Raw genomic sequence first — 22,559 nt, 5'->3', positions numbered from 1 at the left:
TTTTTATTAAATAGCTTTTAGTGGTTGACACGGCACCAACAAAATACGCATATTTAGCAAATATCTTTTTGGCATCGATTTATTTATTCTATCTATTTCCACTTTCGCTAAGTGTCTATTTTGAAAACATCTGCTACCTCTATGGCAAACACGCCTATTACTCCTACTCTGCCCCAACCTATTGGCCGTTTTGCGCCGTCACCAACCGGTGAGCTGCATCTTGGTTCCTTAACCACCGCGCTTGCCAGCTTTTGTCAGATCAAATCTCTTGGTGGCAAATGGCTACTGCGTATCGAAGACACCGATACCGAGCGCTGTGATCGACAGTTTACTGAGCAGATTTTGATTGATTTAGAAGTGCTTGGGCTGCACTGGGATGGCGATGTCATCTACCAATCTGAGCGCCTTGATATTTATAATGATTATTTATCTTCAAGCCTATATCCGCTGACTTACGGCTGTCAATGCTCGCGTAAAAGCCTTGAGCGTTATTGGCAGCAAAAAGCGATGGGAGAAAGCATGGACGCAGAGCAGGCACAGGAAAAACTGCTGAACAGACAACGCTATCCGCGCTGTTGTCTAAATGCCAATCTTGATAAAGAAAAAAACAAACTGCGTATACAGCTACCAGATTACCGTATTGGCTTTAAAGATGGTATTCAAGGTGTGCAATGGAGCAATCCGCAGCAAAGCTTGGGAGATATGGTGGTGCGTCGCCAAGACGGCATGATCAACTATATTTTGGCTGCCAGCCTCGATGATGGCTTGCAAGGTGTGACGCATATTATGCGTGGCTTGGACATTTTACCGATGACCACCGCGCAAATTAGCATTATGCATGCAGCGCATTTGCCAGCTATCGATCATTGGTACCATTTACCATTGATATGCAGTCCTGATGGTCAAAAGCTCTCTAAACAAAACCTTGCCCAGCCAATTGATACCCGTGACCCAAGTCATCTAATTGCCCATGCTTTGCAGCTATTACAGCAACCTGCCGTTGATAGAGACACGCCGACAAACATGCTTACCCAAGCAATTGCGCAATGGGACAACTCGCCATTACAAAATATGCAGACTTTTAATACAAGCGACATTTAACAAAAAACGCCGCTATAAGCGACGCTTCTTTATCATCAATAACTGGATTGCCGTAAACACTCTAATCATTACACGACTTAGTAATAACGGCACTGGCTCTTTTCAATCTCAGGGCTTTCTTTATAAATCCTTAGCAATACTGCGACCATTACTAAGCTAATCAGCATCGATGAGCCGCCATAACTGAAAAACGGCATGGTCAACCCTTTGGTGGGAATCGCGCCCATATTCATCGCCGCATTAATAATTGTCTGCGCAATAAACACCACCGCGATACCAAAGGCGGTATAGCTCATACGCATTTGCCGGCGTTTTAGGGCATTATAACTGATGCGCATCGCACTTCCGATAATCAGCGCCTCAAAGATGAGAATCATGGTCACCCCAACGAAGCCCAACTCCTCACCAGTAATGGCTAGTAGAAAATCGGTATGCGCCTCTGGTAAATGCGACAGTTTTTGCACGCTTTCGCCATAGCCGACGCCAGTAAACTGACCGCGACCAAAGGCAATTAAGCTACGGGCTAGCTGATAATCGGTATCTTGTACATCATCAAAAGGGTCCAAAAACGACATTACCCGTACCAGTCGGTATTGTACGGTCGCCACCATTAATACAGCACCGCCAACGGCCACAGCGCCGAGCGCGATAAATTGTTTATAAGGCGCACCAGCAATATAAAAGATGGCAAAGACCGTCCCAATAATAACCACAAACGAGCCAAAATCTGGCTGCGCGAGCAACAGAACGGTGATTAATCCAACCACGATGGCTATGCGTAAAAACCCATCCCAGCCGTTACGTACCTCAAATGAGCGCCGTACAACGAAGTCTGAAACAAAGATAATCATCACCAATTTGGCAAGCTCTGCGACCTGAAAATTAAAACCGCCGAGCGTGAGCCAACGCTTCGAGCCATTAATAGGCGTACTAAATAAAGTGGCAAATAACAATAACCCTGTGATGGCCAAGAGCATAAACTGGGTTTCGGTTTTATAAAGCCTTTTTAGCGTTACTGCTTTATAAGAAATACCAGCGATAACCAGCCCAATCGCCATGTATAAAAGCTGATTATAAAAGAAATGCAGCTCGCTCATGCCGCGACTAAGGGCAAACGGGATAGAAGCAGAAGCTACCATCAATAAGCTGAGCACCAACATACAGCCAACGCTTGCTAATAAAATGGCGCGCGCTGAGGGCATGGAGAGAACGCCATCTGAGCCAGTAGCTCGCGGCGATTGAGAGTTTGATCGAAAAAAAGAAGAGAGCGCCATAATTTTGTATACACTAGCAAACGAGAAAACACGGCGTTATAAAACGCCACCGTTTAAAAAAATGAAGTTGATTTTATCCAATAGATAATAGCAGACAGCAAAGCGGCGACAAACCCCGATTGTTAATCGTTTAGCTTGTCAGTATTAATGGTACAGTGGTTAGCAACATGAATAGCAACGATGGTTTGCAAATCGTTTGTCGTCCGCTTTATTACCTAGTTGACAGTAGCAGCAATTTATAAGCAAAACAATCATTTATCAAAAAACGCTTTCCATTTTTATAACATCAGTAAAACTACTTAAAACCTAACGCTGATACTACTTTAAGTCAAAACGTATGATAAAGCGTCAAGATGCTTTATGAAGCCTTGTCTAACTGGTTGACCAGCTGACTAAAGTACTTGCCGCGTTCGGCAAAACCACTAAACTGATCGAAACTGGCACAAGCTGGTGATAAGAGCACCGCTTGTACCTGCGATAAACTGCTTTTTGTGACTTGCTGTATCGTCGCAAAAGCGCCTTCTAGCGTTTGACATTGATGCATATAGACATCATCGTCGTTGATACCAGCGGCGCGTAAATGTTGCTCAATCTGCTGGCTATCTTCGCCAATAAACAACACTTGGCTGACGTATTGATTGATAAATGGCGTTAATTCGCCAAATTGCTGACCTTTACCCTGCCCACCTAAAATTAATAGTAGCTTACCATCTTTAGGCGCATATACCGCTCCTAAGCCCTCGACTGCCGCCATGGTTGAGCCAATATTAGTACCCTTAGAATCATTAAAATAATCAATGCCATCGACCGTAGCCACATATTCGCAGCGATGCTCAAGTCCTGTAAAATTCTGCAAGGTGGCGAGCATACTATCAAGCGGTAAGCCTGCAAGCTCGCCAAGTGCTAAAGCTGCTTGCGCATTGAGTAAATTATGCCGACCTTTGATACGCAGTTTGTCTGCCGACAGCAAACGCTCTGTCCCGCGGGCCAAATACGTCTGCCCTTCTGAGTCGGTAATCAGTCCATATTGACCTTTGTCAGGGGCGTGAATGCCCGTGCTTAAGCGTGGCAAATTATCCGCCACTAGCGGCCGCGTCAAGGCATCTTCGCGATTTATCACTACAGACTTGGCGCCTTGAAAAATACGATGCTTGGCTTGATGGTAGCCGAGCATATCGCCATGGCGGTCTAGGTGGTCAGGCGACATGTTCAGTACCGTTGCCACTTGTGCGCCTAAATTGGTCACCGTTTCTAACTGGAAACTTGATAGCTCGAGAACTGCCAATTCCATCTCGGTATTGGACAGTAACGTCAGTGCTGGCACGCCAATATTGCCGCCTACGCCAACATTGACCCCAGCATCGGCGGCCATTTGTCCAACCAAGGTGGTGACGGTACTTTTAGCGTTAGAGCCTGTAATCGCAACAATCGGTACGCGGCACGCTTCACAAAATAGCTGAATGTCACTGACAACGGCAATATTCGCCTCTCGCGCCGCAGCAACCGCTGGGGTTTTTAAAGAGATACCTGGACTGATGATAATACGAGCCGCTCGCTGCAATAAATCGGCGTCTATCGCGCCAAACTGGCGAATCTCAACAGCAGCAGGCAATTGGTCTGCTAAAGTGGGACTGACTTGATTGTCGGTGACAGCGACTTGGTAACCTTGCTTGGTCAAATACTGCGTAACCGACAGCCCCGACTGCCCCAAACCGACCACGACTTGTAAACCACTGCCCTTATGGAGTAAGGCTTCTGTTGCGGTGTTAGTGGTCATATCTATTCCTTTTATCTATTGGACGAACAAAATTGTATCAAGCATCTTGGCTTTATCAATAGTATTGATATTGGGCTTTACGCTAAACGTCAGGGCTACAACTAATCTCAGCCAGTTTTAGCAAGTCTGAACCAGCTTGAACCAGTATGAGTAAGCTGCTGTGGATGATGAGCATCATAAAGCCATTGCCGCAATTTCGGTACTGGTTTTTTGAGGCTTTGTGTTATTATGCACCTGTTTTTATATTGCGCCGCTAATGCTATAATAGCCGCCTTAATAAGAACCGCTACGATAGTAAACGCTCTTTAACCAAATCTTTAATTTAGTATTTTAGTTTAGCATGTTGTCACCTTTATCGCGCCATTGTCATCGTCCTGCAGTTATGTTTTTTATGCTGAGGTGGATATGACAGGCAACCGCTGCCCCATATTTTGGCGTTTTTTCTGACAAGAGACGTATCTTCTTCCGCCGTATTTCACGGCAAACACTTATTCATGTTTTTAAGAGCTGTTATCCTAATGATTAAGGGTAACGGTTTGTGCGATACCGCTATAAAGGTCGATAACCCTTAGTTTCGATACAATCATTTTAGGGTGACGCTTTATTGCTCGATCATAAATGGTTGTTTTTTTTGCCTCTAACCCTATACAGTTTACTTATGACATCTTTTTTTGGCAGTTTGCGTGAAGAGTGGTTTTCCAATATTCGCGGTGATACGTTATCAGGTTTAGTGGTCGCACTAGCCTTGATTCCAGAAGCGATTGCCTTTTCTATTATCGCTGGTGTCGACCCAAAAGTCGGTTTATATGCTTCATTTTGCATCGCCGTGGTCATTAGTTTTGTCGGTGGACGTCCGGGTATGATTTCGGCGGCGACTGGCGCAATGGCACTGGTGATGGTTGATTTGGTCGCCGAGCACGGGCTGCAGTACTTGCTTGCCGCTACGCTACTTTGCGGCGTCATTCAAATCATCATGGGTATTTTAAAACTTGGTAACTTGATGCGCTTTGTGTCGCGCTCGGTGGTCATCGGTTTTGTCAATGCGCTGGCGATTTTAATCTTTGCCGCCCAGCTGCCTGAGCTGAACCCGATGACTGAGCGCGTCGGCATGACGGTTTATATCATGACGGCGGCAGGCCTTGCGATTATTTACTTATTTCCGCTGCTTCCTAAAATCGGACGCGTGATTCCCTCACCTCTGATTTGTATCGTTGGTTTGACTGCGGTTGCCATGTATATGAATCTTGATATTCGTAACGTCGGTAGTATGGGCGATTTGCCCGATTCTTTACCGGTGTTTTTATTGCCTGACATTCCGCTTAACTTTGAGACCCTAATCATTATCGCGCCTTATTCTATCGCGCTTGCCATCGTAGGTTTATTAGAATCTATGATGACCGCGACCATCGTCGATGAATTGACTGATACGCCAAGTGATAAAAACCGTGAGTGCCGTGGTCAAGGCATGGCCAACGTCGTGTCAGGCTTCTTTGGCGGTATGGCAGGCTGCGCGATGATTGGGCAATCAATGATTAACGTCAAATCTGGCGGCCGTACGCGTTTATCAACACTTATTGCTGGCGTGGTGCTACTCATCCTGGTGGTATTTTTAAGTGAGTGGGTCAGCCAAATTCCGATGGCGGCATTGGTAGCGGTGATGATTATGGTTTCTATCGGTACCTTTAATTGGCAATCTATTCGAGAGTTTAAAACCCACCCGCTGTCCTTTAATATCGTGATGCTGGCGACCGTGATAACCACTGTGTTTACCCATAACCTCGCGTACGGCGTCGGCGTCGGCGTGCTGCTCTCAGCGTTGGCGTTTGCCAATAAGATCGGGCAATTCTTAACGGTCTTTAGTGAGTATGACGACAGTAGCAACACTCGTTATTACTATGTGCAAGGACAGGTTTTCTTTGCGTCAACGACACAGTTTCTGCAAAGCTTTGATACCAAAGAAGCGTTGGACAGCGTACAAATCGATGTTAGCCACGCCCACTTTTGGGACGTGAGTGCCGTCGATACCTTGGACAAACTGGTCATGCGTTTGCAGCGCGAAGGTATTGATGTCAAAGTGGTTGGACTCAACAGCGCCAGCCGTACCCTTATCGATCGCTTTTCGATTCACGATCGCCGAGATATTGGACTGTTAGATTAAACAAAACGGTATTGCTGTTATCAAGCTGAGCGCAATAGTGTTTTTATTGTTCAGCAATTATATTGGTATATAAAATCAGGCTCGCGGCTTAAAGGCACTCCTTTAAGCCGCGAGCCTGTGTTTTTATTATTGAGATATGTGGTGCCCTTATGAGTAATTTGAAGCCAGATAGTGTGATTGCTTGCTTGGACTGCCCCAATCATGTGCAAGCGGTATTAGACGCCAGTATGTGGGCCTCTATTCGTCTGCAGGCACCCATTGGTCTACTGCATTCTGTACCAAGTTTGCAACAAAAAGCTGCCGTTGATTATTCTGGTTGTCTCAATATTGACGATGAAAATGTCTTGCTAGACCAATTCACCGCACAAGAGCATTTGAGCAATAGCGAGCTAAAAGCCCAAGGTAAACTGCTGCTGCATCAGGCCAGCACTTATTGTGAGCAACAAAGTCACAAGCTTAAAACTTATACCTTACATCGGCATGAAAGTCTGAGTGACAGTATTGATTACGTCGATGACAAAGCACAATTAATGGTCATCGGTCATCATGTGACTTGCAAATCAACCTTGAGTCAGCTGATACGTTTGAGCCACTGCCCCATTTTGGTGACGCATGCACCATTTTTGCCCCCAACGACGGCGTTATTTGCTTTTGATAACAGTCCAACTTCGCATAAGCTGCTCAATTGGCTGTGTAAAACGCCGCTTATTCGTGCGTTGACCGTACATATTGTCATGGTTGCTAAAGAAAACTCAGAAAACTGCGATGCACTGCGGGAAGCCTATGCGCGCCTTAAACAAGCGGGTATCAAGTGTAAAAAAGCCTTGCTCGACTGCCGTGATGTGACCGCTGCCTTAAATTACTATCAAAGCAAAAATGATATTGGGCTGCTGATGACCGGCGCCTTTGGGCAACCGCGTCTGCTTGAGCTGCTAAAAGGTAGTGAAACCAAAAAACTACTTGGCAGTACCAAAACCCCGTATTTACTCTTCCCCAAAGCTTAAAACCTTCTTTTTATGTATAAACTTTTGATTTTAAACGCTATTATTCATAATGGCGTTTTTAATAATCGACGTTTTTACAATGCTTACGCGCTTACTTTTCTCCTATCTCTTCCCATTTTTCTTATCAAACCTCTTATCAAATCGTCACATGAAATAAAGCGATAGCCTCCCCAAGGGCTTAAAAAGTTGGTTATAATAAAGTGTTTATTCTCCCAACGTTAAAGGTTGATAACTCCAACTTATATCCCTAAAAGCATAGTTATTGTTGCGATATAGGCAAGAGTTTTTGTCATTATCATGGTTATTTTTAAGCAAATGCGCGCAACCCTACCAACCCCCTTGAGTAGGTTTGGCACAATTCTTGAACTATTTACCATGAGCCTGACAATAATACGAACCAGCAAACGGTCTCTATTAACCTGCGACATCATCTATATAAGGATTTTTTTATGAAGCTAATCACTGCGATCTTAAAACCATTTAAGCTCGATGATGTGCGCGAAGCGCTTTCTGACATCGGTGTAAAGGGTGTCACCGTCACCGAGGTCAAGGGTTTTGGTCGTCAAAAAGGTCATACCGAGCTCTATCGCGGCGCTGAATACGTGGTGGACTTTTTACCTAAGGTGAAAGTTGAGGTAGCAGTGACGGATGAGATGGTCGAGCCTGCTATCGAAGCCATTACGCGCATTGCCAGTACCGGCAAAATCGGTGACGGCAAGATCTTTGTGACCAATCTTGAACAAGTCATTCGTATTCGTACGGGTGAGACAGGTCCTGACGCTATTTAGTAGTTAAGAATAATTAAGCGCTAGACCACTTATAAACACAGATTTATAGGTTATCTCGATCACTGTATTGCATCTATTCAAGGGGGAATTAATATGCAAAACCAAATCTTTGAGCTCCAGTACGCGCTAGATACATTTTATTTTTTAATCTGTGGCGCGCTAGTCATGTGGATGGCCGCCGGCTTCACCATGTTAGAAGCTGGACTGGTACGCTCAAAAAACACCGTCGAAATCCTCACCAAAAATATCGCCCTCTTTGCCACCGCCTGTACCATGTATATGATATGCGGTTATGCCATTATGTATGATGGCAATCTGTTTTTGAGTGGTATTGCTGGCACTGAAACTTTAGTAGCAGATGCATTAGCGACCTCAGCTGAAAATGGCTTTGCTGGCGATGCCGTATATTCGGCCGCCTCTGATTTCTTCTTCCAAGTGGTTTTTGTCGCCACCTGTATGTCAATCGTTTCAGGTGCCGTAGCTGAACGCATGAAGTTATGGTCTTTTTTGCTGTTTGCCGTTGTTATGACCGGAGTTATTTACCCATTAGAAGGCAGCTGGACGTGGGGCGGTAAAGCCGTGTTTGGCCTATTTAGCCTTGGCGATTTGGGATTTTCTGATTTTGCGGGCTCAGGTATCGTCCATATGGCAGGAGCTGCTGCTGCGCTATCAGGCGTATTACTGTTAGGGGCGCGTAGAGGTAAATACGGTCCCAATGGTGAGATACGTGCTATCCCTGGTGCCAATTTACCCTTGGCCGCACTTGGTACTCTTATCTTATGGATGGGCTGGTTTGGTTTTAACGGCGGCTCAGTACTCAAGCTTGGCGATATTGCCAGCGCCAATGCAGTTGCGGTAGTGTTTTTAAATACCAATGCCGCTGCTGCGGGTGGTGCCATCGGCGCCCTTATTATCGCGCGCGTTATCTTTGGTAAGGCAGATTTGACCATGCTCTTAAATGGTGCATTAGCCGGTCTTGTCGCTATCACTGCCGAACCCTCTACGCCATCGGCGCTTCAGGCAACCCTATTTGGAATGGTGGCAGGCGTCATCGTTGTACTATCCATCTTAATATTAGATAAAATAAAAATTGATGATCCAGTTGGTGCTATTTCGGTGCATGGCGTGGCAGGCTTATTCGGTCTACTAATTGTCCCTCTGACCAATCCAGCCGCTACATTGCTCGGTCAAATTGCTGGTGCTGCAACCATCTTTACTTGGGTGTTTATCAGTAGCTTGCTTGTTTGGAGCATTATTAAAGTCGTAATGGGTCTGCGTATCTCTGAAGAAGAGGAATATCAGGGCGCAGATATTGCAGAATGTGGTATGGAAGCCTATCCAGAGTTTATAAGGTAAAAAGTATTTAAGAGGGTTTTATTGTTGATTTGCTAATCATCGATAAAACCCTTTTATTAGAAATCTATCCCATTAAAAATCCCGCAAAACCTTTCGGTCTTGCGGGATTGTTTATTCTTTAACACTATAGTCTTTAACAGTTTGTCTTTTTATAATGCCCAGTCTAATAGCTGAACTTTATAGAGTAAGATTATATTGGCTTATTTCTTTTTCCACGTTTGACTGCGTGAGAACGGGCCGATATAACCTTTTAGTTTTAAGCTGTTGCCACTTAGGTTAGCCGTCATACGATAATCTTTGCCTTTTTCAGGGTCAGTAATTGTACCGCCGCTATATTTGCCACCGCCGTCAGCTTTTAAACCTTTAATGATAGTCGTACCAATATGCTTTTTACCTTTGGCTGAGTTGGTATCGATAAGCTTACCCGTCAATACACCATTTGATTCAGTGATTTTAACCAAACCTTTTGGCTTACCTTCATCATAAGTCTGCCAAGTGGTGTTATGTAATGGGTCAGCAGCAAATGCCATGCTTGCCATACTGATACCAGCAACTGCTAAAGTGGTTTTTGCAAATAATTTCATAAATTGACTCCCTTCATTCAATGATTACTAGAAACGGTGTGTTTCTGATGTCCCACGCTTATCCTTTTATCAACAATCTTTTAATGCAAGCACTGCGGTTCTATTCTAATTTCAAGTTAGTCACCGACATTAATACTCAATTAATGAGTAGCTTTCCATAAAAGTTTTGATCGACATAAGCGATGTCTTGACCCATTATAAGCAATTTTAAGATTTTGCCTAGTAATTTTTTTGTAGTTTATTATTTCTCTAAAATCAAAAGCATATCAAACAGTTACAGGAACGGATTGTCTATAATTTTGCCCGATTGGTCATCTTTTTCTTTTGACTTATCCTTACTATTGCTATATTGGTTTCGGTTTTTAAATGCCAGCATAATTTTACTGGTAAGCTCGTGTAACTGCTGTGCTTGCTCATATCCAGCTTCATCAAATACCAGATTAATGTCTCCATAAATAATTATTTTATCTTCTTGGTTTTCAATGACCAGCTCGCCAATTTGCATACTTTCATGATTATTCATAAATGGTTCAATCATTTGAGCTTCCTCTACCTTAACAGCAATTTACGTGATTTTGCAATACTGTGAGAATATGGTGATATTTAGACGCCTTATGCTTTTAATTGTGCCATGAGCCAATCGATAATAGCCAGCACAAATAACATCCAAGTAGGCTCTTGTGGTGAGTCTTCGGGTAAATCTGAGCTGTCACCTGCTTTTAACGGCAGATCAAACGCGCGTGCTTTGGTTTGAGCATCTAATACGGGCAACACGTCGATGCCAATCTTGGCGGTTAATTGATCCAGACTAATCACTTCTATACGCTCTGATTCATCATTGGGCGCATAATACACGCCTGCTTGGTTGCTCGCTGGAATATAGACCGCTTTAAAAAAATGACTGGGCACCAGCACACGATCCGCCAGTTGTTTGGTCTTTTTATTCGTAAACGCCACCCCAGTAATGGTATAAACTTCACCGTATTGCTGGGTCAAATAGCGCGTGGCTGACTCGATATTACGCCAAATATAGCGGTTATTGCGCGGCGATTGCGGCGCGATGTTGGCAAGGCTAAAGCTATCGTATTGCTGACTGCGATTGGCCATATTACCATTGGGCGCTAAATGCCCGCGATCATAACCTGAGCCTGAGTAATCGGACAGTTTGGCGCGCATGGATTTTGGCAGGCGGCTTTCTTCATGAAAGCTGTCTTCACGATCAATCTGTTTGGCTTGCTGCAAGCGCTTACGGTCGAGATATTCTGCTGACCACAGCGGGGTACGTGATACGCCTGAGTACATAACGGCAAAACCGTCCATGCATAGCGCTTGGGTATTATTACTGAGCTTAGGATTGGTAAATTCAGGATAGACGCCACCATAAAACGATTGGCTACACTGGCTAAGGTCATCCGCTTGTGCAGCCGATATTCCTATTAAGACCGTGAATACGGTCATTATGGTGTTATTTTTGACCCGTGCTTTATCTTTAAAAAAACTTATCATGCCACTTCCAACCATCTATGCCTGCCATTACGTATGCGCTATCCTAGCAGGCCGTTAGTAATAAAGAAAGATGCTGCGCAGGCCGTGACATTTTAAATGCTATCCGCTATACTTAGGCAGCCAAAAATCTTGGTCTTGCAAAAAACGGTGAAGTGGGTGAGTGGCTGAAACCGCACGCCTGGAAAGTGTGTATACGTTCATAGCGTATCGAGGGTTCGAATCCCTCCTTCACCGCCAATCCTATATTGCTTAATCAAAGACTGCAGTTTTCCTATTTTTTTCTACTCTTTCACAAACTCCCTAAACACTCGGCAATTTAGGCAGCCAAAATACCAACGCCAATAGCGTGGCTAATAATACGGGCGGCGTTATCAGCAGACCAACCTTCATATATTGTCCCCAGCTGATTTTATAATCCTTTTCTGCCAATACGTGTAACCACAATAGCGTCGCCAAACTACCAATAGGCGTGAACTTTGGGCCCAAATCATTGCCGATGACATTGGCATAAATCATCAGCTCTCGAGTAGCAGCGGGCACTTGGGCACTATCAATTGCCAGCGCGCCTATCAGCGTCGACGGCATATTATTCATCACAGACGCTACGATGGCGGACAAGAACCCTGTGCCGACCGTCGCAACGAGCGCGCCTTGTTGACCTAGCCAATTAAGTATTCGTGCGCCATAGGCGGTAAGCCCTGCATTGCCCAAACCATAAACCACCAAATACATACCGATTGAAAACAATACAATTTGCCACGGTGCTTTTTTAAGAATATTGACGATAGAAAACTTAGCATCACGCCCGCCTTGCCACCAGCGTCCAGCTATGGCTATTAGGAGAAGCGCCGCTGCACCTGTTACTACAGAGATAACCAGCCCGAGCGATTCAGTCGCGAAATACGCCACTAATAATGATGCTAATAGTGGAAAAGCCGCCCGAAATACCAGAGGATCTTTGATAGCCGATTGAGGTGCGCTAAGATTTGCCGTTGAGTAGTGCCTCGGAATGTACCGCGCATAAGCAAGCCACAATACCGATAGCGTCGCTAGAACAGAGACGATATTTACCGGTACCATCACCGCCGCATAGCGACCAAAACCAATATCAAAATAATTGGCACTGACGATATTAACCAAATTAGAAGTCACTAATGGCAAGCTTGCGGTATCAGCAATAAAACCAGTGGCAATAATAAAAGCTAAAGCAGATTTGGGGGGGAAATCAAGGCGCAGTAGAATAGCAATCACAATTGGCGTCAGCAGTAAGGCCGCCCCATCATTGGCAAAGAAGGCGGAGATAAACGCTCCTAGCAGCACAATCATCGGAAATAGCAAACGCCCCCGCCCATTGCCCAGCCGAGCGACGTGTAATGCCGCCCAGCCAAAAAATCCCGCTTCATCTAAAATAAGGGAGATGATAATCAATGCCACAAAAGTAAAAGTGGCGTCCCAAACGATATCCCAAACGATACCAACGTCAGACCAGTGCACCACACCAAATACTAAGGCAACCAAAGCGCCGCCCATCGCACTCCAACCAATGCCAAGCCCTTTCGGCTGCCAGATGACCAAGACCAAAGTTACGATAAAAATAGCGAATGCGAGCATGAAGTAACCTTAATGAGCCAATTGAAGCAATGAAATATTAATAAAGGCAATAATAAAATAACAACGTTAGAGCGATTTTTGATTGACGCGTTGTGAGACTTCCGCAGCGCTTTCAACCCGTTCTGAATAGCGATCGGTCAGATACACCGAACGACCTCGGGTAAGCCAGGTAAATTTGACCAATTCTTCGCAAACGTCAACCACACGCAGATAAAGTGGGGACATTTTCATGCGGTCATTATCGTCAAATTCCAAAAATGCTTTAGGGATAGAAGATTGATTGGGGATGGTAATCATGCGCATCCAGCGCCCAAGAATACGTAATTGATTGACGGTATTAAAACTTTGGCTGCCGCCACTGACTTGCATGATAGCGAGAGTTTTACCTTGGGTCGGACGTACGCCGCCGAGCGCCAATGGAATCCAGTCAATTTGCGCTTTCATAATACTGGTAATGCTGCCATGGCGCTCGGGACTGACCCACAGCATGCCCTCTGACCACTGTGCCAGCTCGCGTAACTCTTGCACCTTTGGGTGGTCGCTATCTGCGTCATCTGGCAGTGGCAAACCTGATGGATTAAACATGCGCACCTCGCAGCCGTACCAACGCAATAGACGGCTTGCTTCTTCAGCGGCCAATCTAGAAAATGAGCGCGCTCGCAGAGAGCCATATAACACCAATATTCTTGGCGCATGGCGTGGGTCATCTTTACCGACCAAAGACTCAATATCAATGGCTTGTATTTGATCAAAATCAACATTGGGTAAATCGTTATTAAGTGAATCAGCAGCGGGCAAATCAGTAGCGTCAATATTACTAGTACTTTTATTACTAAGACCGTCTACTATTAAGACTTCTGTCTTTTTATTCTGTAACATGCTTCACCACTTCCCCATTCTCTTTTGTGAAACTACTGACCGGATTTTCCAGTAATTCAAACACTCGCTCTGCCGGTCGGCACAGCACCGCGCCTTTATCGGTAACAACAATAGGACGATTGATTAAAATAGGGTGCGCTATCATGGCATCAATCAGTTGCGCATCCGTCAATGCTGGATTGTCTAAACCAAGCTCGGTATAAATACTCTCTTTACTGCGTAAAAGCTCGCGCGGAGTATTCTGCATCAATGCCAACAACTCAACCAAGTACTCACGAGATGGCGGTGTTTTTAGATATTCCACCACATCTGGCGTCTCACCTGAGGCCTGCATAATGGCAAGGGTATTACGAGAAGTGCCGCATTTTGGATTATGAAAAATTATTGGCGTCATAAGGTTCTCCTTTTTACGTTAAAGGGATTGGATTTGGTATGTTTTGATATGACCAAACCGCCATGCAATTAAAACAACGTATAATTAAATAGACAAATAAGCACTTGATTGAATAAACCCTAAACTACAGCAGCTTTACCTAAACATAATAAATTTAAAACTATGGCAAAAGAATTACTCATTATAGCGCGAGTTGGATTGGTCGTTATCGGTACCGTTATCATGGTTGATTGTGCCGTGTTAATGACGGTTGGCAAAATCAACTTTGGCACCGTGGTACCGTTTTTATTGGGCAGCGCATTTGTCGCCCATGGGATATTTTGGCATGCCATCCGCAAATTTACTAGGCAAAACCCATTTCGCAATCGTCTTTGGTACACGCTATGGCTGCTGTTTTTTATTTGGCTGATAAGTTTTGGCTTATTTATTTTCTCGTTGCAGCAGCAGATTAAGCGCAGCGCACAGCCTGTGCCTGAGGTCGCGGCGATTATTGTATTAGGTTCAGGTACTATCGCAGGCAAGCCAACACCGACGCTTGCTCAGCGTTTAGATACGGCGGCCCCGCTGATTAAAGCACAACCCGAGGCATTGGCGCTGACCAGTGGCGGCATTGGTATGGGGCAGACGTATAGCGAAGCCAGTATTATGGCGCGCTATTTACATGAGAAGCATGGCATTGCTCTTGAGCACATTTTGCAAGAAGGTAAAAGCACCAGTACTGCCGAAAACTTAATTTACAGCCAAGTAATTTTGGCAGCAAAAGAAGTGCCTATCACGGCGCCTATTGCCATTGTGACCAGTGATTTTCATACCATTCGCGCGGCTGCCATTGCCAAGCATCAAGGCTATCAGCGACCTATTTTGCTCGCCAGCCCGACGCCGCTATCGATTCGCTACAATGCGTGGTTTCGTGAGTATTTTGCCTTTGTCAGTGGTTGGCTGTTTGGTGAATATTAATGATAAAAGCCATCAATAAGGCAACTCGGCCAATAATTTAGTCCTGAAATATAACCAAGAGCAACCATAACCTTCATAAATATAATAACAACGGATTCCGCTATGCTCGTCGATATTTTATTAACCATTCACTTTATACTGCTGGTGCTAATATCGTTGCGCGTCCTTGCGCGCCATGACTTAACGGCGCCGGCGCGTTTGGCTTGGTTGGTGATTTTATTTCTCTTACCTTATTTTGGCGTCTTGGTTTATTGGATGTTTGGTGAGGTGCATTTAGGGCGCAACTTCACACGCGAACGTCAGAAAATCATCGATAAATTGCATCGTCATCGCCCAGAGGTACTTGGTAGCGATATGGCGTTATTACATTGCCGTTAAGCCTGAGTACCGCGCAGCCTTTGCTTATTCAGCAAAAGCCACCGGCTTTCAGACGACAGTTGGCAATCGCGCTGAGCTAATGGCAGATGCCAATGAGACGCGCACACGTATGATTGACGACTTTGATGCGGCAACAGACCATATCCATGTGCTGTATTATATTTGGCTGGTCGATGGCATGGGTACGGCTACCGCAGAAGCCCTAATTCGGGCAGCAAAGCGCGGCGTCACCTGCCGAGCGATGGTCGATGGCATGGGCTCGCGCAAGATGGTCGGCTCAAAGTTATGGCAAGAGATGAAGGACGCGGGTGTGCAGCTCAGTGTGGCGCTACCGTTAACCAATATCATAAAGGTTATGCTCTTTAGCCGTATTGACTTGCGCAATCACCGCAAAATTACCGTGATTGACGGTAAGGTTGGCTATTTTGGTAGCCGTAACTGCGCCGACCCTGAGTTTCGCGTAAAGCCAAAATACGCTCCCTGGGTTGATATTATGCTGCGTATCGAAGGGCCCATCGTTGCGCAAAATCAGATGCTATTTGCCAGTGATTGGCTAAATGAAAACCCTAATACGCCGCTCGATAACTTTCCGTATGCGACGGATTTGCAGCCAAATCTGCCGACCAATGATTTTGCTGCGCAAGTTTTCTGTGATGGTCCTACCCAGCGCCATGGCACCACGCCGCAGTTTTTGGGCGCTTTGATTAGCCAAGCTCAACACACGCTAATGATTTCTACGCCTTATTTCGTACCCGATTATTCACTGGTGAGCATTCTATGTGCGACCGCCTATCGCGGGGTTGAGGTGACGATGGTTTTCCCGAAGAAAAACGACTCCTTTATCGTCGCCGCGACCAGTCATAGCTACTATTGGCAATTACTTGAAGCAGGGGTGAAAATCTATGAGTATAAACCTGGGCTGCTACAAGCCAAAACTCTGACTGTCGATGGTGAAATCAGCTTGATTGGTTCAACCAATTTGGATTTGCGCAGTTTTCATTTGAATTATGAAAACAATATCGTCTTTAGTGATAACAAACTGACCGCCGATATTATGGAGCGCCAATATCAGTATATCGCTGATTCTGATGAAGTGACGCTTGAAGAGGTTAACGACTGGCCGCTGTCTTATCGGATTTGGAATAATATCGTTGCCACTATGGGACCCGTTTTATAAGTTGACCTTTAGCAAATTAAGCCCATTAATGAGCGGGCTTTTTTTGTAAAACATAGACAACAAACTTAGCTTCTGTTGCAAAAGGTTGTACTGCCCCCTCTGCTAGTAGCCGCTGCCTTTTTTCGCTACGGGCCCGATAGGCATAAGGGGTCATGGTCATTAAATCTGCCAATGCCTCTGCCGCTAAACTGAGCTTACTACTGACATGATGGGTCTCTAACAACTGAAAATAAGGCGCTAATTCGTCCAAAAACTTATCAGAATCATGCTCACGGACGTCATCAAATAACGCCTCACGCATCGTTGCCAAATGCCCGATATCGGGCTTGGCAATGATCAAATAGCCCTCGTCGCTTAACACTTCATTAAATGCTTCTGGCAAAATGGGACTAAAGATACTGCTAATACCATCGATACTATGCGCGCGTAGCGGCAAATGCGCCGCGCTAGTTACCAGCGGGTAAATAGCTGCTGCATAAGTCCCATCTTCCTTAGCCTCCTCAGCCCCTTGATACCAAAGACGACCTAAAGCCTTACTGGTTCTCGCCAGCTCTACAACAGCAGGTTTACTGATATCGGCAGCGATAAGCATATCCATACCTGTTTGCGCCATTGCCTGCGTGTAATAGCCCTCTCCGCAGCCAATATCCAGCCAATTAATGGGTTTATTTTTTTGCTTAAGACTGGCTTTTTTTGCCATCAATAACGCTGTCATCTTTTGGCAAATTAAGTCATTTAGTGGCTGATAATGCCCGGCATTTAAAAACCGTTTACGCGCCTCAATGGATTGCTGACTGTCGCCCGGTGCTTTGGATTTTTTTTGTTGCACCGGTAATAGGTTGATATAACCCTGACGCGCCACATCAAATGGATGAGTGGTTTGCTTAGGATTTAAGCTACCATCACAGCGCCACGTATGGTCAGCGGGCTGCAGGGGTGATTGGCAAAGGGGACAAATAAATAAGCTCACAAGTATCTCAACGTTAGCGCAATATGGCTGCCATTTTAACAAAGTTCCGGCTAAGTAAGGGATAAATGCCGCAACAAAAAGAAGTTCGCATAAGACCTAAAAAAGCCATCTTAACTTTTAAGATGGCTTTTGATTTGAAAATTTTTTGATTTAAACCTGTTTGACAACTTAACGCAGTTTTAAGGTCATTAACCCAAGAATCACAAGGATAATGGCAATAATCCAAAATCGTGCCACCACTTGGGTTTCTTTCCAACCAATCTCTTCAAAGTGATGATGCAGTGGTGCCATACGAAAGACGCGTTTTTTACGCAGTTTATACGAGCCAACCTGTAGCATCACCGACAAGGCTTCGGCAACAAATAAACCGCCCATAATGGCAAAGGCAATCTCTTGACGGGTCATAACCGCAATTGTACCGAGCATCGCGCCCAATGCCAGCGCCCCAACATCACCCATAAATACTTGCGCTGGATGAGCGTTAAACCATAAAAAACCTAACCCTGCGCCAATCATCGCGCCGCAAACAATAATCACTTCTGAGTTATAAGCAATATAAGGCACATGTAAATAATCAGCAAAGCGTACGTCGCCTGAGACATAAGCCATGGCGCCTAAACCTGCCGCCACCAAGACCACCGGCAAAATCGCCAAACCATCTAAGCCATCAGTTAAGTTAACGGCGTTTGAGGCACCATTAATTACAAAATAGGTAAAGATAATAAAGCCAATTCCAAAGGGCACTGCCGAAAAAGGAATCATCCAATCTTTAAAAATCGGTAATAGCAAGTCCTGCATCTCACGCGTGGTCGCTATATCTGGCTGCAAGGTAGCAATATAATATAAAGAAATCCCGACGAATAACGCCCCCATCGACAGCCAAAAGTATTTTTTGCGGGCGATCAGACCTTTGGGATCTTTATACTTAATTTTAAGCCAATCATCCGCCCAGCCAACCGCGCCAAAGATAATCATCACGATGAGCAAAATCCACACATAGGGATTGTTTAATCGCGCCCACAGTAACGTCGATACCCCAATTGCGCTTAGAATCAGCACCCCGCCCATGGTTGGTGTACCGGTTTTGACCAAATGCGACTGCGGACCATCATTGCGAATCGCCTGACCGTACTTGAGCGCACGCAGGCGATTGATGACGCGACTGCCAAACACCATACTGAACGCCAGCGCAGTAATAACCGCCAACAACGCCCGTAGCGTCAACGAAGAAACCGCAGAAAACGGCGTATAATACTGACCAAGCCAGCCAAACAACCAAACTAACACCGCCTACTCCTCGACTAGCGCATTGATAAGGGTTTCCATTTCCATGGAACGTGAGCCTTTAAACAGCACCGTACAAGGCTGCGCCTGCTGTGCTTGTAAATAAGACTGCAAATAGGCCAATAAACTGTCTTTATCAGCAAAGGCATGGGCATTGATAGCAGAAATCTCTTGCGCGCCCGCCACCGTATAGGGCGCATATTGACCAACGCACAACAGCACATTGATGCCAGTGGTCGCAATGGTACGACCTAAGCTTTGGTGCTCACTGATCGCCGCCTCTCCTAGCTCGCCAATATCCCCAAGTACCATCACCTGCGTACCCGTTTGCGCCGCCAGCACTTTAGCAGCTGCGCGCACCGAATGCGGATTGGCGTTATACGTATCATCAATCAATCGATGCATACCAAGGAGCTGACTATTCAAACGCCCTTTTGCAGGACGGGCGTTTTCAAGCCCGACGACAATATCGCTAATATCGATATTTAACGCATGGGCACAAGCAGCAGCAGCCAACGCATTATTGACATTATGCTCGCCCGCTAATGGCAAATTAATATCATGGACTTGGCTACCAATATGCAGCTTAAACTCACTGCGCTCAGGCTCGACATCTAAATGACTGGCACTGACATCGGTATTGCCAAATCCTATAACGTTTGGGGTATGCTTTTCAGCGATACGGCGCAATTGATTGGTAAAATCATCTTTATCAGGAACTATGGCAAATTGGTTATCATGTAAGGTATGGTAAATTTCAGCTTTGGTTTGGCAAATGCCTTCGCGGCTGCCAAATTCTCCCAAATGCGCGGTACCAATATTGAGAATACATGCCACGTCAGGCTGCACAATCTCAGCAGTATAAGCAATCTCACCGATATGGTTTGCGCCCAGCTCCAAAATAGCGTAGCGATGATGATCGGATAATTCGAGTAGCATCATTGGCACGCCTAAGTCATTATTGAGGTTGCCACGGGTAATCAGTGTTGGTGCCAAGCGACCAAAGATACTACCGAGCATCTCTTTACAGGTGGTTTTGCCGCTTGAGCCCGTAATGGCAATGACGGTCAAATCTTTGTGCTGCTGCCGACGATAAGCCGCCAATTGACCGAGCGCCAAACGCGTATCATCGACAACCAATTGCGCAATATCAGCAGCAATCGGACGTGAAACGATAGCCGCAACCGCACCTTTTTCTATAGCAATATCCAGATAATCATGTCCGTTAAAATTATCACCGGTTAATGCTAAAAAGATATCACCCGCTTTTATAGTACGCGTATCGGTAGCGATACGCGTACTACTAATGGGTTTGTTTGCGTCATTGTTCGACTCTACAGGTACTGCCCCAAATTGCCAATGGCCAGCGAGAGTTTTGGTTGCCGCAAGCAGATTTTCTACTTGCCAAACATACAGCCCTTGCGACTGAATGCTGTTATCGTTGTCGGCTGTCATAATGATTACCTTATATATGATGACTACTTATCTTTGATATTTTTAAGTATAGGTTTTTTAAAACGTACAAAAAATGAATGGCAGGCGCTATTACTTCGCTATAAATACTATAAACGTCCGGCTTGCTTAAGGGCATGTTGCAAAATAACGCTATCGTCAAAATCATAACGCACGTGGTTAATCTCTTGATAGGTTTCATGACCTTTGCCCGCGATAACAACGATATCAGCAGGCGCTGCTTGATTAACCGCATATTCGATGGCGGTTTGGCGCGCCGGTTCGATATGGGCTCGCTGATATTGCTCGTTGGTCATGCCCGCTTGCATATCTTGCAAGATTACATTTGGGTCTTCGGTACGTGGATTATCCGCCGTCAATACAACTTTGTCGGCACCCGTCAACCCCGCTTGCGCCATCAATGGGCGCTTACCTGCATCGCGGTCGCCGCCACAACCAAACACTGCCCATAGCTGACCTTTACAATGGGTTTTTAGGCTGGCAAGCACTTGGCTTAACGCATCAGGCGTATGCGCATAATCAACAATAAAACAACCATCATTGGAGGGCACACGCTGCATACGTCCAACGGCACCTTGTAGCTGCGGGATAACGGCCGCAATGCGCTCCAAACTAATCCCTAGGGCTATAGCTGCGGCAATAGCGGCAAGTAAGTTGGCAACGTTAAAACGCCCGAGTAATGGGCTGACGATATTAATGCTATTGGTTTCTTTGTTTTTAAAATCAGTATTATCAAAGTTACTGTTACCAAAATCAGTACGCAGCGCAATCTCAACACCTTGCAAACTTGGCTTGATTTCAGCGGCAACAAAGGTCGCAGATTTTGCAGGGTCTAAACTATAGCTCCAAACGGTCAAACCACTGGCATGCGCCGTGTCGAACATAATCTGGGCATGCTCGTCATCGATATTGATAATGGCGTGGGTTAACTCGGGGAAATGCGCTTTATCAAACAGCTTGGCTTTTGCCGCCGCATATTCTGCCATATCAGCATGATAATCGAGGTGGTCACGGCTCAAATTGGTATAAATCGCCACCGACACCGGCATACCTTGTAAACGCTGCTGATCGAGACCGTGCGAGCTCGCTTCTAAGGCCAATAATTGCGCCTTCTCGAGACCCATTTGATATAAGAACTGCTGTACCGCTAAGGCATCGCCGGTGGTATGGCTGGCTTGCACTAACGCGCCAAGCCTACCGTTACCTGCCGTGCCCATCACCGCGCTACTCATACCCGTCAATTGCGTCAATTGTGCCACCAATTGGCTGATGGTGGTTTTGCCATTGGTACCAGTCACCGCAACGACCGTCGGTAAGGTCACAGGCTGCTGATGCTGTAAGCGCGCTTGAATCAAGTCACCTAAAAAATCACGAATATTTGGTACGTATACTACTGGACAAGGCAGTGCTGCTAATTGCTGCTGCGCTTTAGAGCGATCACTATCGTTTGTGAAGGAAGTATTGGCGTGTGGCGGCACACTAGCGGTAGACAGCAAAGCGATTGGGTCAATTTCCGACAGGATAAACGCCGCCTGCTCAGCGGATTGATATAAGTAGTCACGACTTTTTTGGCAATTTGGTGTCTGACTTTTTAATAACACAAAGACATCGTTTGCTACTAACTGACGGCTGTCTAGACGGAACTGCTCAAAGGGAATATGAGCAATCGAAGTTTTTGCTTTCGGTAGTTGACTGCTATATGTGCTTATCAGCGTTGTTAATGCTTGCGTTAAGCTATGGCTTTGCCTATCTCTATCGTTGCCACTGGTTTCAATCAGCTGTTGTAAGGTGACTGCGGTATTGCTTTTTGGCGAGGTAGACAGAGACATTGGCAAATCCTAAACGGTTAAAACGCATCAAATAGTTAACAGCTGAAACATGGAGCTTA

At 45.5% G+C, this 22,559-nt stretch carries 20 protein-coding genes and 1 tRNA gene; 9 read left to right on the top strand and 12 right to left on the bottom strand.

Annotated features, from left to right (window positions below):
- The first annotated feature begins 141 nt into the window (after positions 1 to 141).
- Entirely contained in the window at positions 142 to 1,101 is a 960-nt protein-coding gene (gene gluQRS / locus H9653_RS04195; protein ID WP_191690762.1) for a tRNA glutamyl-Q(34) synthetase GluQRS, read from the top strand.
- Positions 1,102 to 1,178: 77 nt separating this feature from the next.
- Here the strand turns inward: gluQRS and H9653_RS04190 are convergent, their stop codons facing one another.
- On the bottom strand, positions 1,179 to 2,303 hold the full coding sequence (locus H9653_RS04190; protein ID WP_191690688.1) for an FtsW/RodA/SpoVE family cell cycle protein: 1,125 nt from the start codon (positions 2,301 to 2,303) through the stop codon (positions 1,179 to 1,181).
- Between the two features lie 430 nt (positions 2,304 to 2,733).
- On the bottom strand, positions 2,734 to 4,152 hold the full coding sequence (gene murD / locus H9653_RS04185) for a UDP-N-acetylmuramoyl-L-alanine--D-glutamate ligase (protein WP_191690686.1): 1,419 nt from the start codon (positions 4,150 to 4,152) through the stop codon (positions 2,734 to 2,736).
- A 658-nt stretch (positions 4,153 to 4,810) separates the two neighbouring features.
- On the opposite strand from murD, the gene H9653_RS04180 reads away from it, so the two are divergent.
- From H9653_RS04180 to H9653_RS04165, 4 genes are all read left to right on the top strand, one after another.
- Complete coding sequence (locus H9653_RS04180; protein WP_191690684.1) at positions 4,811 to 6,310, top strand: SulP family inorganic anion transporter; 1,500 nt, start codon at positions 4,811 to 4,813, stop codon at positions 6,308 to 6,310.
- 149 nt (positions 6,311 to 6,459) lie between these two features.
- Positions 6,460 to 7,314, top strand: a complete 855-nt coding sequence (locus H9653_RS04175; RefSeq protein ID WP_191690682.1) for a universal stress protein — start codon at positions 6,460 to 6,462, stop codon at positions 7,312 to 7,314.
- A 449-nt stretch (positions 7,315 to 7,763) separates the two neighbouring features.
- Complete coding sequence (locus H9653_RS04170) at positions 7,764 to 8,102, top strand: P-II family nitrogen regulator (RefSeq protein WP_191690680.1); 339 nt, start codon at positions 7,764 to 7,766, stop codon at positions 8,100 to 8,102.
- A gap of 93 nt (positions 8,103 to 8,195) precedes the next feature.
- Positions 8,196 to 9,458, top strand: coding sequence for an ammonium transporter (locus H9653_RS04165; RefSeq protein ID WP_191690678.1), 1,263 nt, complete (start codon positions 8,196 to 8,198; stop codon positions 9,456 to 9,458).
- A gap of 200 nt (positions 9,459 to 9,658) precedes the next feature.
- Here the strand turns inward: H9653_RS04165 and H9653_RS04160 are convergent, their stop codons facing one another.
- The 3 genes from H9653_RS04160 to H9653_RS04150 form a co-directional block, all read right to left on the bottom strand.
- Entirely contained in the window at positions 9,659 to 10,042 is a 384-nt protein-coding gene (locus H9653_RS04160) for a DUF2147 domain-containing protein (RefSeq protein ID WP_191690676.1), read from the bottom strand.
- A gap of 274 nt (positions 10,043 to 10,316) precedes the next feature.
- Positions 10,317 to 10,580, bottom strand: coding sequence for a hypothetical protein (locus H9653_RS04155; protein ID WP_191690674.1), 264 nt, complete (start codon positions 10,578 to 10,580; stop codon positions 10,317 to 10,319).
- 74 nt (positions 10,581 to 10,654) lie between these two features.
- Positions 10,655 to 11,548 carry a DNA/RNA non-specific endonuclease gene (locus H9653_RS04150; protein ID WP_225211603.1) on the bottom strand — a complete coding sequence of 298 codons (894 nt, stop codon included), beginning with the start codon at positions 11,546 to 11,548 and terminating at the stop codon, positions 10,655 to 10,657.
- A gap of 146 nt (positions 11,549 to 11,694) precedes the next feature.
- On the opposite strand from H9653_RS04150, the gene H9653_RS04145 reads away from it, so the two are divergent.
- Positions 11,695 to 11,785: transfer RNA gene (locus H9653_RS04145), tRNA-Ser, on the top strand.
- Between the two features lie 63 nt (positions 11,786 to 11,848).
- Here H9653_RS04145 and H9653_RS04140 read toward each other — a convergent pair.
- The 3 genes from H9653_RS04140 to arsC all read right to left on the bottom strand — a co-directional run bounded on the left by H9653_RS04140 (position 11,849) and on the right by arsC (position 14,432).
- Positions 11,849 to 13,159 carry an arsenic transporter gene (locus H9653_RS04140; RefSeq protein ID WP_191690670.1) on the bottom strand — a complete coding sequence of 437 codons (1,311 nt, stop codon included), beginning with the start codon at positions 13,157 to 13,159 and terminating at the stop codon, positions 11,849 to 11,851.
- A 66-nt stretch (positions 13,160 to 13,225) separates the two neighbouring features.
- Entirely contained in the window at positions 13,226 to 14,038 is an 813-nt protein-coding gene (gene arsH / locus H9653_RS04135) for an arsenical resistance protein ArsH (protein WP_223808573.1), read from the bottom strand.
- A complete protein-coding gene (gene arsC, locus H9653_RS04130) occupies positions 14,025 to 14,432 on the bottom strand; it encodes an arsenate reductase (glutaredoxin) (RefSeq protein WP_191690668.1) in 408 nt (135 codons plus the stop codon). Before arsC ends, arsH begins: the two co-directional genes overlap by 14 nt.
- Before the next feature lie 162 nt (positions 14,433 to 14,594).
- Between arsC and H9653_RS04125 the strand changes: the two genes are divergently transcribed.
- The 3 genes from H9653_RS04125 to cls all read left to right on the top strand — a co-directional run bounded on the left by H9653_RS04125 (position 14,595) and on the right by cls (position 16,944).
- Complete coding sequence (locus H9653_RS04125) at positions 14,595 to 15,389, top strand: YdcF family protein (protein WP_191690666.1); 795 nt, start codon at positions 14,595 to 14,597, stop codon at positions 15,387 to 15,389.
- A gap of 102 nt (positions 15,390 to 15,491) precedes the next feature.
- Positions 15,492 to 15,767 carry a PLDc N-terminal domain-containing protein gene (locus H9653_RS12455; RefSeq protein ID WP_225211602.1) on the top strand — a complete coding sequence of 92 codons (276 nt, stop codon included), beginning with the start codon at positions 15,492 to 15,494 and terminating at the stop codon, positions 15,765 to 15,767.
- The gene (cls, locus tag H9653_RS04120) at positions 15,733 to 16,944 is read left to right on the top strand and encodes a cardiolipin synthase (protein WP_225211601.1); all 1,212 of its coding nucleotides are present in this window, start codon (positions 15,733 to 15,735) and stop codon (positions 16,942 to 16,944) included. Before H9653_RS12455 ends, cls begins: the two co-directional genes overlap by 35 nt.
- Positions 16,945 to 16,969: 25 nt before the next feature.
- Here cls and H9653_RS04115 read toward each other — a convergent pair whose 3' ends face one another.
- The 4 genes from H9653_RS04115 to H9653_RS04100 all read right to left on the bottom strand — a co-directional run bounded on the left by H9653_RS04115 (position 16,970) and on the right by H9653_RS04100 (position 22,500).
- Entirely contained in the window at positions 16,970 to 17,914 is a 945-nt protein-coding gene (locus tag H9653_RS04115) for a putative RNA methyltransferase (protein WP_318242145.1), read from the bottom strand.
- A 168-nt stretch (positions 17,915 to 18,082) separates the two neighbouring features.
- Positions 18,083 to 19,201, bottom strand: a complete 1,119-nt coding sequence (mraY, locus tag H9653_RS04110; protein WP_191690664.1) for a phospho-N-acetylmuramoyl-pentapeptide-transferase — start codon at positions 19,199 to 19,201, stop codon at positions 18,083 to 18,085.
- A 3-nt stretch (positions 19,202 to 19,204) separates the two neighbouring features.
- A complete protein-coding gene (locus H9653_RS04105; RefSeq protein ID WP_191690662.1) occupies positions 19,205 to 20,653 on the bottom strand; it encodes a UDP-N-acetylmuramoyl-tripeptide--D-alanyl-D-alanine ligase in 1,449 nt (482 codons plus the stop codon).
- 107 nt (positions 20,654 to 20,760) lie between these two features.
- A complete protein-coding gene (locus H9653_RS04100; protein WP_191690660.1) occupies positions 20,761 to 22,500 on the bottom strand; it encodes a UDP-N-acetylmuramoyl-L-alanyl-D-glutamate--2,6-diaminopimelate ligase in 1,740 nt (579 codons plus the stop codon).
- Positions 22,501 to 22,559: the final 59 nt, after the last annotated feature.

It is taken from the genome of Psychrobacter communis, from assembly GCF_014836505.1.
GTDB classification, from domain to species: Bacteria; Pseudomonadota; Gammaproteobacteria; order Pseudomonadales; family Moraxellaceae; genus Psychrobacter; species Psychrobacter faecalis.
Note: the sequence above shows the minus strand (reverse complement) of the source record. Positions and strands in the feature narration are given on the sequence as shown.